Here is a 16,978-nt window from a genome sequence, read left to right as displayed (position 1 = left end):
TATATTAACTCTTAATAATAAATTTACTTTTCTCCGTAAGCATACATAACTGGCATATTAAAGTATATCCCATCCTCTTTCTGAAAGTTCTCAAGTTCATTAAACACATCATTTTTAAACTCAGCAAGCTTATCTAAGCCCAAAGCTTCTATTTGTTCAAATATTCCTCTTACAGCATTAGTCCACATTTCCTTCCACCATTGTTCTTTACTGTCATATATAACAAGGTTATTCTCTTCATAAACCCTAATCTTTTTAAAGCCTTCATTCTTTAATATTTTCGTTACTGTATCCACCGTATCAAATTTAGGAATATAATTTTTAGTATTGTTATTAATACTTTTGCTATCATTATTAATATAGTTACCAATGATTTTAGTCAACCATTTTTGTTCTTCTTGCACTCCCCATATGCTAAAGCTGGCCTGTCCACCAGTTTTTAAAACCTTTTTTATCCCTTGTAATTTATTTTCACTTAATATAAGGTATCCAAACCCAAAACCACAGAAAACATTATCAAAGTAATCTTCTTGAAACTCTAAATGTTTAGCATTCATTACCTTAACTTCTGCATTACTGATATTCTCGATTATAATATCTTTATAGGTTTCTCTAACCATTACTTCTGAATTATCAATACCAATAACATGTCCAGTTTTACCCACTTTATGTATTGCTGGAAATAATGAAGCACCTCTGCCCATTCCAATATCTAATACCTTTGCTCCACTTCTAATGGTTGATATTTCCACCAACCTTAATCCAAAGCTATCCCAGTACCTTGGCCCAACTTTTCCAAAGTTTACTGCAACCTTATCCCATAGATTAGTACTACTTTTGTTTTCTTCACTCATTTTTTGTCACCTTCAACTTTTAGATTTTCTAATATCCTTTGTATCTTAATAGTGCAATCAATTTTTCTGTTAATAGTCTTTCTCCATGAATCAGATAGTGGAAAATAAATCTTATCTTTAACCAAATTCCCCATATCCCAAAATCCATCCTCTGATACATTATTATTTATCCAACTTTTAAAATACTGAAGCTTAGTTTTAGAATAGGTATAACTACTTAGCAGTTCATGGGCATCCACATACCTACTTGCAATTTTTGAATGAAACTCACTAGGAGGTATTATGAGGCTTTTTTCGTAGATGTAATATATTCCTTTTTCAGAGTTTATTATGTAATCTAAAAACTTTGATTCAATTTGTGAGGATAACATGCCTCTAAGTATAGAAACAAGGTAAAAACTTTGAAATCCCAGCATATGCTTATCTTTTGATGCTTTATGAACTTCATAATAGGCTTCCTTATATGCATTGTGGTTATATTCCCCTCCTGAAAAACCATGAGTAATAACTTTTGCCCAATCCTCAGCTATTCCCTTGGCTAAATTATTGGAGGGATCAAATATTAATATCCAGGTTGCCACAAATAGTTTTGTCACCACATTCCAATCATGCTTTTTTTCCTTCCTATCTCTTAAATCTAGTTCTCCACGTAAGTATTTCTCCATATAAACAAGTGCTTTTTGAATAACTTCATCATTCTTATCTAGTCCAAGCACTAACAGTCTTCTTAATGCTTGTTCTGTGGTAATTAGTGATTTAGCACACTGACTCAGGCTATGAAACTCTCCCCAGGATCCATCTTCCCATTGAAGCTTTACAATATCCTTAACCCACTTTGATTGTAGTGCTGTTTCCTTAGCCCTTATTAAATCTTTACTTTTGCTATCTAATTTCATTACATCACGCGTTAAAAGATATTTAGGTATTGGATCTAAATCATATTTTAAAACCTCATTCACTTTTAGCACCCTTAAGTCCCCCCCCTTTTACTAGCCTATTATTGCTATGTTTTCTTTTTTACTTGGCCTATAAAGTAAATAAATACATATCCACTAGTAAAAGTTACAACTCCTCTAATTTACCTTCTTTTCATTTTAAATTTGCAATAATGCTTAAATATATTTATAAACTGTCACTTCATTTTTAATCTAAGATTCTCTGCCTTTTTAATACTTTCCTTTAACCATATAGGAGCGCTTTTATTTTCTAATATATCACTGCTAGGCATCCAATATATTTCACTAACCTCATGAATTGACTTGCATTTCGCTTCTCCAGTTTCATACTTGCATAAAAAAACTATGTCAATTATCACTTGCCCTTTGTCTGATATAAATGATTTGCTCTCTAAATAATGCATTTCATTTGAAACTTGAATTCCGACTTCCTCCATAATTTCTCTCTTCAAAGTCGCTTCTAAAACATTAGCTTCAGGAGTTTTTATTTCAACTTTCCCACCAACCATAGATAAAAGCCCTGGAGCATGTTCTTCTTCTTCACTTCTTTTTATAATTAGCCATTTATCATTTTCATATATGGCTGCCTCTACATTTACAATGTACGATGTATTATCCATAAATCTCTCCTTTTATTTCATCAAAAACTTAACCTGGTAAACTTTTAATATTAATGTATCTTATAGTTGTATTACCATTACATTTTCATCCCACATTATTTCCCCATTTTTTTCAAAGCCCACACTTTCATATAGCTTCTCTGCAGATACATTCTTGGGTGAAACTGTTGTATAAAACTTTATATTTCCATATTCAATTTTTATCAAGTCCAGTAATTTCAAAAGTGCTTTTTTCCCTAAACCCTTTCCTTGAAACTTTTTATCAACCATGTATCTAAGTAACATTGGTTTACCTGTATCTTCTTCAATACCATATAAAAGAAATCCTATCAATACATCATCTTCATAAATACATTTTGAATGCCAGTTATCATATAATAAGCTTATAATGATTGAATTATAGTTCGGTGCTACAATTCCTTCTTGTTCTTCATAAACTTCTAAACTATTACATTCATACCAATTTTCTTTTGTTACTTGTTTTAGTAAAATCCCCATAAACCCCACTCCTTACAGCTGCTGAAAGCAACTATCCATAATTAATATTTACTTAGGCACCTTCAAAATCATCAACTACATATAAATTGAATTGCTTCACTTAATTTACAAGACAAATCCCTAGGAACTGCATGTCCTATGCCTTTATTTACTATGAATTTATATAAAAGACCACTTTCCTCAAAAGTATTAATAATCTCCTCTAGTTCCGATGAGTGCATTATTACTTCTCCTTCCATAAGGACAGCTTTTACACCTCTTTTAGAAGCTAACCTAACATTCTCTTTATTAAAGGATTCTGTTAGATCTGGCCCAAGAACAATAACCCCCTTTATAGGTATATCATTGCACATAGTAACTTCCATAGCAGCCATAGCCCCACCAGAGAACCCTCCAATGAGCACACAACTATGGTCTATTGAATACTGCTCTAATATCAGTTTATAACATTCTTTAATTTCATTTCTTGAAATTGAAAGATTTCCAGTCCAACCATACCCATTTTGAATTGCTAATTGTGATGATTGAATATAAACAAAAACAAAGTCATTGTTTAAAAATTCATCAGGTTTCCAGTACTGACTAAACTCATCTATGCTTCCTGGATCTCCGTGTAAAGCTATAAACAAGGGGTACTTCTTTTCTGAAGTGTAATCCTTTGGAGCATGAACAATAAACTTAGACTTTGCCTCTTTCCTTGCCTTTTCTAAATTTATATTGTTTTTTTCTTTTAATTTTATATATCTAATATTTTCTTTCATAGGAAGCATATTAAAAATATCATTATCACAAGCTAATCCCTCACTAACCAGTGATTCCATAATATTTAATGCTTCTTCAAACCTATTCTCTAAACAAAAAAAGATAGCTTTAGAAGTCCTTATATTAAATTCATATTTTTCGTATTCATCCTGCATAAGATATTCTGATGACTTTTCTAGCATAGTTAATGCCTCTTTATATTTACTTTGATTATAAAGAGTATTCACTTCACTCTCCATAATCCAGTACTTTTCATATCTCATAACATTTCCTCCAAATTAAAGTGCACCGCTTAAATATTTTTTTCATATGCATCTATAATTTCTTCAGTTATTCTTACCCTATCTCTAGCCATATTCTCATTAGCCTTTTCATTTTTTCTCTTTCTCATTTCTCTTGCCAGAATGCTTTTATTAAGCCCTGATTCTCTTGATACTTCTGAAAAGGTACTTCCTTCTTCTATTGTATCTAATGCCTTTTTTAACTCGGATTCTGTATATCTTTTCATTTAATTCCCCTTTTCTATAACCCCTCATATTAAGTAATTGTATATATCTTTACTTATAAGTAATTAATATTTAGTCTTATTATCCTTTTCATTACCATGTTTAAAGTTGCCAGTTACCTTTGCCATAACTAGCTGAGTTTCTTTTGTATCTGCGTTTTCTATTTTGGCCAAAAACTCTTCACTGATTTTTCCTTTTAATATGGTTACTTGTTTACCATGCCAATAAATAAAAACCTTCTTATCTTTAGTAACCTTATATGAAAATGGTTCCTCATCAAGAATATTTCTTTTGTCAACTTCACTCTCTTTCACATATTCCACCCTTTCTTATAATGGATTTTTAGCTTGCATAGTAGACATCATATCCTCAGCTACTTTAAATGCCATATAACTACCAGCATCACGATTACATAAAACAGTGCATACAATTTTGTCATTCGGGTAATAAGCACTTCTAAATGATACTCCAGGATCTCCGCCCATAACATGAATTTTGATAACACTTTCATTACATGTATCTAACCATACACCATAACCATAATAGGCATTGCTATCTTCTCCAGTTTTTACTTGTGGGGTACACATAGCTTGTACAGTATGAGGGGCTAGTATTTCCCCATTTAACAAGGCATTCCAGAACAAATACATGTCTTCTGCGGTAGTATAGGCACCACCATCGCCACCACCAATGATTGGCACAGAATAAATATTGGCTTTTAAGCCACCTTTTCCATTGTCTGTATAGCCAATTGCAGTATTGCTCGGAAGATCGTCCATTGAAAAATAACCGCTATTATTCATTCTGCACACGCCAAAAATATACTTCTGAATAAAAAGTGCAAAATCCATGCCAGAAACTTTTTCTATAATCATAGAAAGTATTACAAACCCACCATTGTTATATTTGAAACGATAACCAGGTTGAAATTCCATTTTTTTATTTTGAAGTAATCTTAAAAAATCATTAGGTGATTTCATAGCATACATGGAGATGTTTTCCCATACACTCGCATAAGATGAATCTGTATCATTTTCTTCCTCATCAAAATAATCACCAAAACCTGATGTATGGGTAAGTAGATGGCGAATTGTTACCGAATCATCCATGTATGAAAAAAAGTTTGGTAGCCAAACTGTAACCGAATCATCTAGTGATAATCTTCCTAACTCAATCAGTTTTAATATTGCAACAGCTGTAAATATCTTACTTCCAGAAACCGTTGGAAATCTTGTGCTTACATAATTGGGAATATGTTCACTTATATTAGCCTCTCCCATAGCTTCTTGCATAAGGGTTTCTCCATTAATCGAAAGGAATATGGCCCCTGAAAAATCAGGTTTCCTACTTAATATTTGTGATTTTATAATACGAGCATCCAATCTTTTCACCCCTTTTTAAATTCTGCAAATAATATTTATTATAAATTTCAACTCCAAACTGTACGTTATTACGGAATTAAATTTTTCTTATGCATATTCTTTCAGCTAAAACTACCACTGCAACTTAATTCATCCTTACTTATAATACAAAACCAACCAAATTTCTTGTTTTTTATTGATTATTTATAGCTTTCTCTTACAGGTAAAATCATTTCTGTTGTTTCCACACCAGCTAAAAATCCCATTTGATGATAAAGCATTTCTGCATCATTACCTAATGTTACAAATAGTCTTAGTGTAGGGTAGCCTTCTTTTAATACAGTTAATGCCCTTTTAAGCATATTTTTAGCTAGTCCTCTTTTTTGAAAGGATGGCTTTACAGCTATATCATATACATTTGGCCAATCTTCCCAAATGGAAATTAAACATGCACCTACTAGTTCATTAGTTTTCTTTTCATAAATCAGTGTAGATGCTTTATTTACCAAGGTATTTGTTGAGCTTTTAGTAAAGTAAAACTCAACAGATTCATTCTCTTTTTCAAAATTTACTTCATCCTTACTTTCATTACTAAATGCTTCAGTAAATAGCTTTACTATGCCACTTTTCTTATCCTCTGTTGCTGAAACAATGTCATAATCACGATCCCAAGTTACATGAAACTCCTCAGTAGGTCTAATCATGCACCTTCTAGATTCTCCAATCTTGAAGCCTGCCCTTTGATAGTATTTCACTTTATCGGGTTTCACTGCACCAACATAAATTGGTTTGCTACTATCTGAGTAAGTTAATAATAGTTTTTTCAACTCGCCTATTATAAGGTCATATTCATTATGAGGTGGTTGAAGAAATAAACAGTTCATATAATTAAGGTCTAGTAATACCCCGCCAATTCTGAAATTATCCTTTTTAATCCAAAAACATATATCATAGTTTTTTAAAACTGAGCAATAAGCATCAAAGCTCTGTCTAAACCAAACATTCATCTTAAATATTTCATATACAGCAAAATATACTGAAAACTCCTCCCACTGAGCTTTCTCAATACTGTACCCATCCTTTAAATCATATTCTTTTAAATCCTTTGACCAAACTCTCTCCATGATTCATACACCTCTAATCCATTAAATCTAACTGCTTATGCTAACTTTTCATTGACGTTCAGTATAATTTCATATAATTCCTAAATTATAATTTGGTATTCTACAGCTTCTTTTTTTAGCCATTTATATTTCCATATATTTCTTTAGCCACTGCCCCATTTTTCTTTTCATTTGTGCCATGTCTGCTAGAAATACATCTATTAAAAGACCCCCGTCCAACTGATATTCTTGTCTGGAAACTTTTGCGCCAAACTTTTGATAAAACTGATTTGATGGTGCATAATGATGGTTATAAATAACTATACTTTCCATACCCTTAGCTAAGTAAAGATCTAATATATAAATCATCATAATTAGAGAAATTCTTTTACCTCGCTGGTCAGGATATACCTATAGACCATTCAGCTCTATCCCTCTTTCAGGTATGTCAAAGGTTTCCGCAAAACTGCTAAAGGCTACTCCTAACAGCCGCCCCCCTTCAAAATCTCCAACCAACATCCGAATATCATTGTTTTCTTCAGCTTTATTCATCCAATCTACCCACATCTCAAGTTCTTCTTCAACTGAAAGAGTATTTTCAGCCTTACCAGCTAGTTCCTCTGTCCAACATAAAATTCTTAGCCCTATTGCTTCTTTCATATCCATTTCAGTCAACTCTCTAATTTCAATCATATTCTCATCCCTAAATTGCTATTAATTCTCCTCAAGCTTAAGATTTTGCAACTACCTGTGACCATCTAACTTAGCCTTAGCAAATCCCATATAGGTCATTGTTGCTCCTGTAGATATCTGTGGAATTTCAAAGCCACAGTTTTTATAAAAATCATAATTATCAGGAGTTGTATGTGCCCACCAATTTCCATGAGGCAGCTTCTGTAAGCATAACTCTACAAGTTTTTTTCCTATACCCTTTCCACGATACTGCTGCTTAACAATTAAGTCTTGTATTGTAGCAGTCATAACTCCATCTGATACCACCCTTACCATCCCAATAATGTCTTCCTTGTGCCATACAGTGAAAACCCACATTGAATTTTTAAAGCAAATTTCATACTTTTCGTCTTGCCATTGAGGTTGGCTATTACTTATCCAACCAGCTTCCACATACATTTCCTTTATATCGTCTACTTTTAATCCATTGGCCCCTTCTCTAATAATCATGCCTTTATAATATTGGTACATAGTATTTCCTCCTCACATGTTTCCTTAAAAATAATCTTTCTGTAACTATTTCCATTTTACACCTCTATAATTTATTGAATACAAGTTAAAAGTATTCATTTGAATAAAACTCAAGGCAGAATTAAATCCTTTATTAGTATTCTATTTTCACTAACTTATAGTAAAAACAGTACTAGGATTTATACTTCTGCCTTGATTACTTAATTGCTTAGTAAATTATCTTCCTTAATTTTACCATAATTTTCATTAAACTTCCAAACTTATAATATTATACTATTCATCATTAGCTTATATATTTTGAAGCTCTAGCTAATTATTAGAATCTAAAGATGGCTTTATATTATAGTTTCCCTTCAAATATCCAATAAGATGGGAATGAAAAATGTATATTTTCAAATACTAAACTTTCATCTTCCCTTGATACTATTGCTGTAAATCTTACTGGATAGGTGTAAGTTTCACCTGAAGCCCCTTCCCTTAGAGAGTAGGCTACAGCTTTGTGGACAGCAAATATTTTTTCCTTAGATGCATTATCACTGCTAAATAAATTACCTATGTCTTTTAAAGTAAGTTCTGCCAGGTTATCCTCACTTATATTTTTCTTTAATAATCCAATAGCTTCAACCCAAATAAGTTCCTTATTGTTTTGAGCAATTGCATGATCTAAGTCTAAAGAAAGAGTTAATTCCCCTTGCTTAGAGAAAAATTCTCTGATGTTATTAACTCCATAGTGTAAATTATTTTCACTACCTATAATTGAAGGTACATTATGTTTCGTAAAATACTTTTTAACTATTTCCTCTGAAACTTTACTTTGTCCAATTAATTCTCTTTCTAAGGTTCTCAAAAGAACTTTTAGCTCTTCTGTAATCTGATTATTTTTGTATTCCTTGACCTTGTTATTTTGATTATTATAATTCTCTATAAATTCTCCTGAACTTTCAAAACGTTCATCCGGGAAATTAGATTTTGGTAGTGAAAATTGTTGGTGAGAAAACTTCCACTTACCATTATCTTTTAACAGTACTCCACTTAATCCCATTGGCCATAGATACTCTCTTTTCTTTCCTTCACGTTGGTGATAAGTTAAGGTTAAAACTTGATTAATAAAAGCCACCCTTTGCTTTGGTGTAAGCTTACTATCTTCAGCAATATTTTTAATAAAATCAACATAACCATCATATCTTTCTGGAGTGTGCTCAAAGGAGTAACTTACAGTACCAGTGGTTGAAAACCAAGCTGCTTGATTTTTCATAGAAATATGGGCATCTTCCCAGTTAATATTTACATTTCCCCAATATTCCCAATCACCTTTAATCAGCTCTTTCACTTCTTCGCTACCTAAAAATAGCTCCCCAGTTGCAGTACCTAAAACACACGTATCTTCTCCCTTAACAAAAAGTTCTTCTACAAAGATTTCTACCTTTTCTAAATTTCTCTCAGTATAACCCTGTTGAAACTTTTCAAGGACTTGTCTTATTTCTATATGTGCATTATGATCACACTTTCCAACTTTCCCTAGTTCCTCATTTATATCTTTATCTAATAAATTAATTCCAACTTTTTTCATGATTAATTCCCCCTTTTTATCAATCATCTTATAAACCTGCTAAAATCATTCCTTGTCATCTCATACTCTACTGATGATTGTAATTCACCAAGTTGGTTTTTCCAGGAATTATAATTAACTCTAACTTTACGAAAACCTAGTTTTTAGTAAAAATACCGTGCACTTCTTACACTCATACCTCAAATATTCTTCTTCATATAATAAGTATTGTACTCAAAAGGACAATTCTCTAATACTCCGAATATCTCATATCCATTTTTAAGATAAAAATCCTTTGCTTGAAACTCAAAGGTTTCTAAGGTTATCATTTTACAACCCATTTCTTTTGCTGCCTTTTCTGCTTCTTTTAAAAGAGCAACTCCATACCCTTCAGTTCTACAGTCTTCTTTCACCCATAAGATGTATATATGAAGATAATCCCATCCGTATATCACACTTATGAGTCCTGCTAATACTTCTCCATTCTCACCCTTTATAACTTTATTTATATGTGTTATGTGAGGTTCTCTTATAGGAGGAACCTTAGAAAAATTATAATCAACCAAACTATTATTAACTAAAGTGATTTCCTCTCTTGTGCCTTCTTCAATAATAAAATTTCTCATTTTTCATATCTCCCAACCAATGCCAAATTCTTCTTTAAGTTTTTCAAATCGCTCTCTTTCATGTGGCATAATCTCAAAAGTAGGGTTGTACAAACAATGTTGGAGAACATCTGCATCCTTTAAAACTTCGTCAAAGTCACAGTGTACGATTCCCTTTGAGCTATGGTTATAAATAGCTCCACAAATTATATTTGTTTCATTATCATTAGTTATTTCTAATGAAGTTAAAATTTCTCTTGAAAGTTCTGCACCTTTATGTGCATGTTCATTTGTATCCATTTTTGAATAGGAATATATATCATGAAGCATCCCTGCCATAGTAGCTAGCTCAGCATTTTCTCCTCGCTTTAGTGCAATTAGTGCACAGCTTTGAGCCACTCCATATAAATGCAAATACCCACATCGTCTTTCTTCAACATCCGTCATATTCAAAAGAATGTCATCAATATACTTTCTTAAAACCTCAATTCTATTCATATTAATTCCCCCAATGTTCTTTTGTTGTCTTTGTAATTTTAAATCCATTATTCAAATAAAGCTGAACAGCTTCTTTATTTATATCTGCTACGTACAAGATAATGTCTTTAACTCCAAGCTGTTGTAAATAGTTAATTGCAAAGAGTAAAAGTTTCTTTCCATATCCTCTATTTTGATATTTTTCATTTACAAAGAGATGATCTATTATATTATCATGTATTTCCACAGAGCCTACCATTTCTTCCTTAAGGAACATAAGATAAACTGTATCCTTCTTTTTTATCATGTCTTCTCTTGTGTAAAATTCATCAGGATCTAAATTTGTAGCTAAACTTAGACTACGAAAACAATCACAACAAATTTTGCGATAATCCTCATAGTAAGCATCACAATAATTAACTAAGCTAATATGGGATTTTACTTTCCCACCACAATATTTCATTTCATGAACTATAACTTCACTCATTTTCTCCCATCCCCTTTTAGAACCTTACTAGTCTTTTTATAATATAATTTTCATACAATTCACCTTGATAAAAAACATATTTCTAAGCTACATGTTCTCTCAATTACCTTTGGTAATGCTCTAATTCTTACATTCTTTATACCAATAAAAAGTGTAATGTGAATGTTGCTTAAATCCTAAGTTTTTATAAAACTCATCCGTTGATATTACATAAGCTTTTTTAGCCCCTAGTTCTTTACATCTTTTTAAACTTTCTAATACAACAGCTTGTCCAATTCCTTTTCTTCTATATTCATATACAGTGCATACTGGTTCTACATATGCATAATCCGTACTTTTATCATACCAACAAGCACAGAAGGCAACCCATTTATCTCCGCCCTTAGCAACCACATTTAAATAAAAGTTATTTTGAGGTGCTGAAAGCATTTTTCTAAACTTTGATATAGTTTCTTCATCTTCAGGTGCATCACCTTCATGATCAAAACCATGCCATAGCACTTTATTATAGTTAAAAACATCATCTAAGTTCTTAACATTACTAAGCTTTATATTTTGGGGAATAACATATTCAAGATTAACTGTTTCTAGATTTATTTCTAATACATTCTCTGCATTTTCATTTGTTACGAAACTATTTCTTTTTAATAATTCAATTGATTCTTTATTTGCATCATTAATTGCTATTCCAAGTCCGTTTTCATCCATATAATTCTCAATACAATATTTCAGCATGGATTCTTCTAGAAATTTATACCTTTCATCTGCAATGAAAATTGCTTCACCTAAAAGATGATCATAGGTAGCTATTCCAATTAATTCATTCTCCTCAAACCACATTCCTATTTTATCTGATATACTATTATCAAATTCAGCATGATGAGTCATCCATCCCCATCTAGCCCAATTCCAATTAATGTGCTGTTCACTGTGCTTTGATATTTTTATAAGAAACTCACAAACCTTAAAATAATCATCTTTACTATAATTTTTAAATCTTATATCCATATAATCACCTCTCCCCACTCATGAATTCTTGCCTCAACATCCTCTTAATTAATAAAAATTTCTTTCATTACTTTCGCCTTATAAAATATTTAAAATACCTCTAGTTCACCATAAATTACAAAAGTCTTAAGATTTACAATGTGGTATGACTCCATTATTCAAACTTCCTTACTTCTGGCATTCCCTCATTGTAGTCCGAGTACTGAAGATGTTGAATAAGCCATTTACCATCTTTTCTTACTAATACCCCCGAAAACCTCATTGGTACAATAAAGGCCTCACCTTTCTCCATTTCGTACATATATCCGATAGTATCATTAAGAGCTTCTAACAATTTATGTTTAGGTGCCTCCTCAGAGCTAAATGTATATTTATTTGAGGAATTGATCCAGCCAAGCATTGTTTTATCCGTTATATTTCTTTCTAAAAATGCTTTTGTAGTAAAATAAGCAACATCCCCATTAACTGAAATCAAAGCATTGTCTACATTAAACTTAAAGTCTCCCCAATACTTCCAATCTGATTCAACAATTCCTCTAGCAGCATCAACCCCAAGGCAAAGCTCATCGGCATCTGTACCTATTACTATTAAGTCTTCATTGAGCAGGAAAACTTCCTTCATATATTCATCAACATAATTTACATCTCTTTTTATATATCCATCTTGAAACACTTGAAGTTTCTTTCTTACTTCCTCATACTCAACCTTTGAATTTATTTCAGGCATTTCAAATATATCTTTAATATAAGTTTTATCATCTAATCTATCTGGCCACGACTCAGAATCAAAGGAAAACTGCATCTGATGGAATTTCCAAGTTTGATTTTCCTTTATAAGTACACAAGTAAACCTAAAAGGCCATATATAATTTTCACCTTTTTCTATTTGTCTTAATGTATTAGCCATTTGGTTTGCCGCTTTAAGAGCATCTACCTTGCTCCTATCTTCCCTGTCTAATAGTTCTTTTACTTTCTCAATAGTATCTTCAATATATTCCTCCTCAGTTATTGTGTTTCTGATGACTCCTAGAGAAACAACCCAGGCTACATTTTCATCTGCAAAAATCTTAGCCTCTTGAAATTTGAAATTTACATCCTTCCAGTAGTTATTTTCATTAGCCAGATGAGATTTTATAAGTGTTTTTATATCCTCTGTTTTAAAACACCACTGCCCCATGCTGCTACCAAGGACTGCAAGACCCTCCCTTGAAGAAAATTCTTCGTCTACAAAATTATCAACCTTGCTAATATCTTTATTTTTGTATAACTCTTGAAAATCTCCGAGAACCTTCTTTACTTCTTCAATCGAATTTATATTCTTATATCTTTCCATGATTAATTCCCCCAAATAATTTATTTTTACGCTTTAGTCATTAACTAAATACATATCGTTGATTGTTTTGTTTTTAATAAATCCCATGTGTTCATAAATTTTAATTGCCGAATTATTACTATAAACAAACAGTCTAGTTGCTGGATAAATAGTACTTGTACAACTAATTGAATTCTTAATTAAATAACTTCCAATTCCTTTTCCTTGATGTTCTGGACTAACAGCAAAGCTCATAATTAATGGAAGTTCTTCAAATTCCATATGCAAACATGACCCTACAACCTGATTTGTGTCCCTGCAAATCACTACTCTTGAACTATTATAAAGGACAGTATTATCCTTGCTATATTTAATAGCGCTATCTACATGTTCCATATAGGATTCCTTACTATCCACTGATTTAAAAGCTGGATTTGCTGAGTATGCTGCTATTAACAACTCTGCAATTCCTTCCTTGTACTCTTCACTAACAGCTTTTATCTCATAGTTTTCAGGAACAGTGGATTCCATATGCTCTGTAGGTCTAGTCATCCAAAAACCATCTTCAAAAATTGCACACCCTTTACTTTCATAAAAGGGCAAATACTCCTCTAACACTTCTTGAATTAGTATATTCTTATTTTTATCTGATATTTTCTTTAGGTATTTTATTACTTTGTCTCCTATAAATTCATAGTCCTTATATGGTGGAACAATAAATAGATCCGCCATAAAATTAGGCTTTAAGAGAATCCCACCAACAACCTGCTCATCTTTTGAAATTAAATAACCCGCATCTATAAGTTTTGCTTTCTCTAATAATAAGGATGATGACTTTCTAAAATAATAATTTGCATACTTCTGGCCATGATAAATAATATAATATTTAGAAAACACCTCTGGCTCCTTATACACTAACTTTATATTATCCCCTAAATCAATCTCCTGACCTATATCCTTCATTTCTAAATTCTCAGTCCTTCCTTCCCCATTGTTTAATCACTAATTATAAGCATGATAAAATACGTGACATAAACCTATATATCAACTTTCAATATTTCTTCACCCCAACGTATTTCTCCAGTATTTTTAAAGCCCACCTTTTTATATAAGCTTTTAGCTACATTATTTTCAGGTTTTACGCTTGTATATAGTGTGTCACTATCATACTTATCTTTGATTAACCTTTTGAGTTCTAAAAGTGCTAGTGTACCATATCCATTACCCTGATAATCCTTATCTATCATAAATCTTCTCAATCTGTATGACTTAAAATCTTTATCATAAAGGTACATTAAGAACCCTACCATTACGGTGTCATCATATATTGCTATTGGGTAATTTCTGTCATCATAATGAGATTGAAGTACAGAAAAAGTATTATTCGTAACAAAATCTTCTTGCTCTGCTGTCACCTCTAAATTAACACAATCAAGCCAATTATCCTTATCTATAGGTATAAAACTAATCCCCATATTATCTCCCCCTAAAATATTTACTTACCCTATTTTTACTTTTTTCTGATTATTCTTTTCCAAATATCTTTCATAGTCTAATCCTTAATTAAGAAGATTGAAAATTAACTTGTTTGTTTTGTTGCTTCTAATACCGCCCAACCTTGGTGTTCATGTAAAAGTTCTATACAATCAAGTGGGTACATCCAAACTAAGGTTTGATCTTTTTCAATTGATTCTAAATCATCATCGTTAATAATTACTTTGAAGAAAAATCCAATTGGATTTCTATATTGATTAAATGCTTCAGAAAAATAATATTTGGATGCTTCTCCAATAAATTTATCAATAAATATATTACATCCTAATTCTTCATTAAACTCTCTTACTAGGCATTCTTCTAGTTTTTCTCCATCTTCCAATCCTCCCCCAGGCAAAAAATAACCGTATTCATTTTTAAGTACTGCTACCTGCCCAGCATCATTAAATGCTACCCCATATACTCCTTCTCTCAAAATATAATTTATACCATCAATCTTTTCACCAAAGATTATTTTATTTTTATTATTCAATTCAATAATCATAGTTACCTCCACATGATTTTACTTATGGTATAATGATTTATTTAATAGCCCCTAATAATTTTTAAAATCCCCCAATTAATTCCCTATACATCTTTTCATAAGCTCCATTTAACCTTTTAATTTCTTTTTCATCAACTTTTATTACTTTATCCTTAATCTTCATTCCTCTTTCTCCCATGAAATCAACACAAAAACAAAGAGAATATAATATCAAGACTTCTTTTTCTAATGAAGACAGTTTCATTTCATATATCATAAAATCAATATACTTTGTATCATAGTCAAGGCTCATAAGAGCCATTTTTGTATATCCCACATTGTAAATCCTATCTCCAAAGCAAACAAAATCTATATCAATAACCCCCGATAATTTACCATCATGTACCAGCACATTTTTTGAACTTAAATCATCTAAAAATGGTATCGGCTCTATAGACGAAAAATAATTATCATATCTTTCTAATAGCTTTTCAACCTTATCAACTTTCCTGCTATCAAAGACTTTATTTTCTTGAATTCTGGTTCGTGACCTTTGGAGATGTTCTAATATAACTTCTTTCCAAGTATTTTTATAGCCCTTATCCTCATATGAGCTTAAATAACCATATCCTAGATTTTTAGGAAATGTTGCTACCTTATTTTGTATATTCACTATTTCTTTAGCAATTAGTTGTTTTTGACTATCAGATAAATCACCATATACTATTCCTAAGTCTTTTCCAGGTATATAGTTTAAAATTAAATAGGAAAGTCCATTATAACTCCCACTACTAATAACTCTAGGGACTGGGATACCTAAAACCATTAACTTGTCCAGCCAGTATATTGTATCTTTATAGACATCTTCGCCAGTATTTATTCTGATTACAAATTTATCTTTACTAAAGGATATTTTATAAACATAATTTCCATGTCCTATTTCAAATCTCTTGATTTTATCTGGATATTTATGAAGCTTTCTAAGGCAAATTTCATTTACTATTAAATCATTCATATTTATCTTTAAGCTCCTATTTTTCGCATATATTACTTATACTCTTTAAATACATTTTCTTTGTTAAGCCAAAACATATCTCATTATGATAGCTTCCATTCATATAAATACTCTCCTTAAGTAAACCCTCTTGGTCATACCCCAACCTTTTATGCAATTTAATACTTCCCTCGTTGGTTTCTAAAACAGTTGCTGAGCATTTATTTAATCTTCTTTCCATGAAGCCATATTGCAAAAGTATCTTCATTGCACTTGTCCCATAGCCTTTGCCTTGATATTCTTTAGCAATCCTAAGTCCTATTCCAAAGGTTCCGTGTCTTTCCTCATCTAAGGAAAAAATTATTCTTCCCACATGTACACCATCCAAGGTTTCCATAGCAAAGACTGTTCTGCCATCTTTTATTTTGCAATTTTCAACTTCCTTACTATACTCTTTTGCCTCTAAAACTGTTGGTGGAAAATTAACCTTATATCCTGCTAATCTACCTAAGGACGTATCAAATCCAGTATTATAGAGCCATTCCCAATCTTCTTCCCTCCAAGGTCTTAATCTTATCTTTTCATTTTGCCAAAAATAATTTTCATATGCCGCTTCTCTCACAAAAATCCCCCCTTAATTTAAAATCAACTATTAACCTTTAAACA

General features: G+C 31.6%; 23 protein-coding genes. All 23 read right to left on the bottom strand.

The features are described from left to right. Positions 1-23 precede the first annotated feature (23 nt). The 23 genes from B3040_RS13915 to B3040_RS13805 all read right to left on the bottom strand — a co-directional run bounded on the left by B3040_RS13915 (position 24) and on the right by B3040_RS13805 (position 16,934). Positions 24-854, bottom strand: coding sequence for a class I SAM-dependent methyltransferase (locus B3040_RS13915; protein WP_291574335.1), 831 nt, complete (start codon positions 852-854; stop codon positions 24-26). Next, on the bottom strand, positions 851-1,822 hold the full coding sequence (locus B3040_RS13910) for a hypothetical protein (protein WP_291574333.1): 972 nt from the start codon (positions 1,820-1,822) through the stop codon (positions 851-853). Before B3040_RS13910 ends, B3040_RS13915 begins: the two co-directional genes overlap by 4 nt. Positions 1,823-1,986: 164 nt before the next feature. Next, positions 1,987-2,430 (bottom strand): NUDIX hydrolase, encoded by a 444-nt coding sequence (locus B3040_RS13905; RefSeq protein WP_291574331.1) that lies wholly within the window; start codon positions 2,428-2,430, stop codon positions 1,987-1,989. Positions 2,431-2,490: 60 nt separating this feature from the next. After that, complete coding sequence (locus B3040_RS13900; RefSeq protein ID WP_291574329.1) at positions 2,491-2,928, bottom strand: GNAT family N-acetyltransferase; 438 nt, start codon at positions 2,926-2,928, stop codon at positions 2,491-2,493. A gap of 71 nt (positions 2,929-2,999) precedes the next feature. Continuing rightward, positions 3,000-3,953: an alpha/beta hydrolase gene (locus B3040_RS13895; protein ID WP_291574327.1), complete on the bottom strand. Its 954-nt coding sequence runs from the start codon at positions 3,951-3,953 to the stop codon at positions 3,000-3,002. Between the two features lie 29 nt (positions 3,954-3,982). After that, positions 3,983-4,198, bottom strand: a complete 216-nt coding sequence (locus tag B3040_RS13890) for a hypothetical protein (protein WP_291574325.1) — start codon at positions 4,196-4,198, stop codon at positions 3,983-3,985. 63 nt (positions 4,199-4,261) lie between these two features. Continuing rightward, the gene (locus B3040_RS13885) at positions 4,262-4,510 is read right to left on the bottom strand and encodes a hypothetical protein (protein ID WP_291574323.1); all 249 of its coding nucleotides are present in this window, start codon (positions 4,508-4,510) and stop codon (positions 4,262-4,264) included. Positions 4,511-4,525: 15 nt separating this feature from the next. Then, complete coding sequence (locus B3040_RS13880; protein WP_291574321.1) at positions 4,526-5,578, bottom strand: serine hydrolase domain-containing protein; 1,053 nt, start codon at positions 5,576-5,578, stop codon at positions 4,526-4,528. A gap of 179 nt (positions 5,579-5,757) precedes the next feature. Then, positions 5,758-6,681 carry a GNAT family N-acetyltransferase gene (locus B3040_RS13875; protein ID WP_291574319.1) on the bottom strand — a complete coding sequence of 308 codons (924 nt, stop codon included), beginning with the start codon at positions 6,679-6,681 and terminating at the stop codon, positions 5,758-5,760. Positions 6,682-6,804: 123 nt separating this feature from the next. Continuing rightward, positions 6,805-7,032, bottom strand: a complete 228-nt coding sequence (locus B3040_RS13870; RefSeq protein ID WP_291574317.1) for a hypothetical protein — start codon at positions 7,030-7,032, stop codon at positions 6,805-6,807. A gap of 39 nt (positions 7,033-7,071) precedes the next feature. Continuing rightward, positions 7,072-7,353, bottom strand: a complete 282-nt coding sequence (locus tag B3040_RS13865) for a hypothetical protein (protein ID WP_291574315.1) — start codon at positions 7,351-7,353, stop codon at positions 7,072-7,074. 51 nt (positions 7,354-7,404) lie between these two features. Further along, a complete protein-coding gene (locus tag B3040_RS13860; protein WP_291574313.1) occupies positions 7,405-7,863 on the bottom strand; it encodes a GNAT family N-acetyltransferase in 459 nt (152 codons plus the stop codon). Between the two features lie 340 nt (positions 7,864-8,203). After that, entirely contained in the window at positions 8,204-9,433 is a 1,230-nt protein-coding gene (locus B3040_RS13855) for a nuclear transport factor 2 family protein (RefSeq protein WP_291574311.1), read from the bottom strand. 179 nt (positions 9,434-9,612) lie between these two features. Further along, entirely contained in the window at positions 9,613-10,038 is a 426-nt protein-coding gene (locus tag B3040_RS13850; RefSeq protein ID WP_291574308.1) for a GNAT family N-acetyltransferase, read from the bottom strand. A gap of 3 nt (positions 10,039-10,041) precedes the next feature. Then, positions 10,042-10,515 carry an HD domain-containing protein gene (locus tag B3040_RS13845; protein WP_291574305.1) on the bottom strand — a complete coding sequence of 158 codons (474 nt, stop codon included), beginning with the start codon at positions 10,513-10,515 and terminating at the stop codon, positions 10,042-10,044. 1 nt (position 10,516) lies between these two features. Further along, positions 10,517-10,981, bottom strand: a complete 465-nt coding sequence (locus B3040_RS13840; protein WP_291574303.1) for a GNAT family N-acetyltransferase — start codon at positions 10,979-10,981, stop codon at positions 10,517-10,519. 120 nt (positions 10,982-11,101) lie between these two features. After that, positions 11,102-11,989: a GNAT family N-acetyltransferase gene (locus B3040_RS13835; protein WP_291574301.1), complete on the bottom strand. Its 888-nt coding sequence runs from the start codon at positions 11,987-11,989 to the stop codon at positions 11,102-11,104. Between the two features lie 154 nt (positions 11,990-12,143). Then, positions 12,144-13,322, bottom strand: coding sequence for a nuclear transport factor 2 family protein (locus B3040_RS13830; protein WP_291574300.1), 1,179 nt, complete (start codon positions 13,320-13,322; stop codon positions 12,144-12,146). A 33-nt stretch (positions 13,323-13,355) separates the two neighbouring features. After that, the gene (locus B3040_RS13825; RefSeq protein ID WP_291574298.1) at positions 13,356-14,264 is read right to left on the bottom strand and encodes a GNAT family N-acetyltransferase; all 909 of its coding nucleotides are present in this window, start codon (positions 14,262-14,264) and stop codon (positions 13,356-13,358) included. Between the two features lie 74 nt (positions 14,265-14,338). Beyond that, the gene (locus B3040_RS13820) at positions 14,339-14,776 is read right to left on the bottom strand and encodes a GNAT family N-acetyltransferase (protein ID WP_291574296.1); all 438 of its coding nucleotides are present in this window, start codon (positions 14,774-14,776) and stop codon (positions 14,339-14,341) included. A gap of 104 nt (positions 14,777-14,880) precedes the next feature. Continuing rightward, the gene (locus tag B3040_RS13815) at positions 14,881-15,339 is read right to left on the bottom strand and encodes an NUDIX domain-containing protein (RefSeq protein WP_291574293.1); all 459 of its coding nucleotides are present in this window, start codon (positions 15,337-15,339) and stop codon (positions 14,881-14,883) included. A 61-nt stretch (positions 15,340-15,400) separates the two neighbouring features. Beyond that, complete coding sequence (locus B3040_RS13810; protein WP_291574290.1) at positions 15,401-16,333, bottom strand: phosphotransferase; 933 nt, start codon at positions 16,331-16,333, stop codon at positions 15,401-15,403. Positions 16,334-16,349: 16 nt separating this feature from the next. Further along, positions 16,350-16,934 (bottom strand): GNAT family N-acetyltransferase, encoded by a 585-nt coding sequence (locus tag B3040_RS13805; RefSeq protein ID WP_291574288.1) that lies wholly within the window; start codon positions 16,932-16,934, stop codon positions 16,350-16,352. Positions 16,935-16,978 lie beyond the last annotated feature (44 nt).

The sequence above is a fragment of the Clostridium sp. UBA4548 genome (genome assembly GCF_002387895.1).
Lineage (GTDB): Bacteria > Bacillota > Clostridia > Clostridiales > Clostridiaceae > Clostridium_J.
Note: the sequence above shows the minus strand (reverse complement) of the source record. Positions and strands in the feature narration are given on the sequence as shown.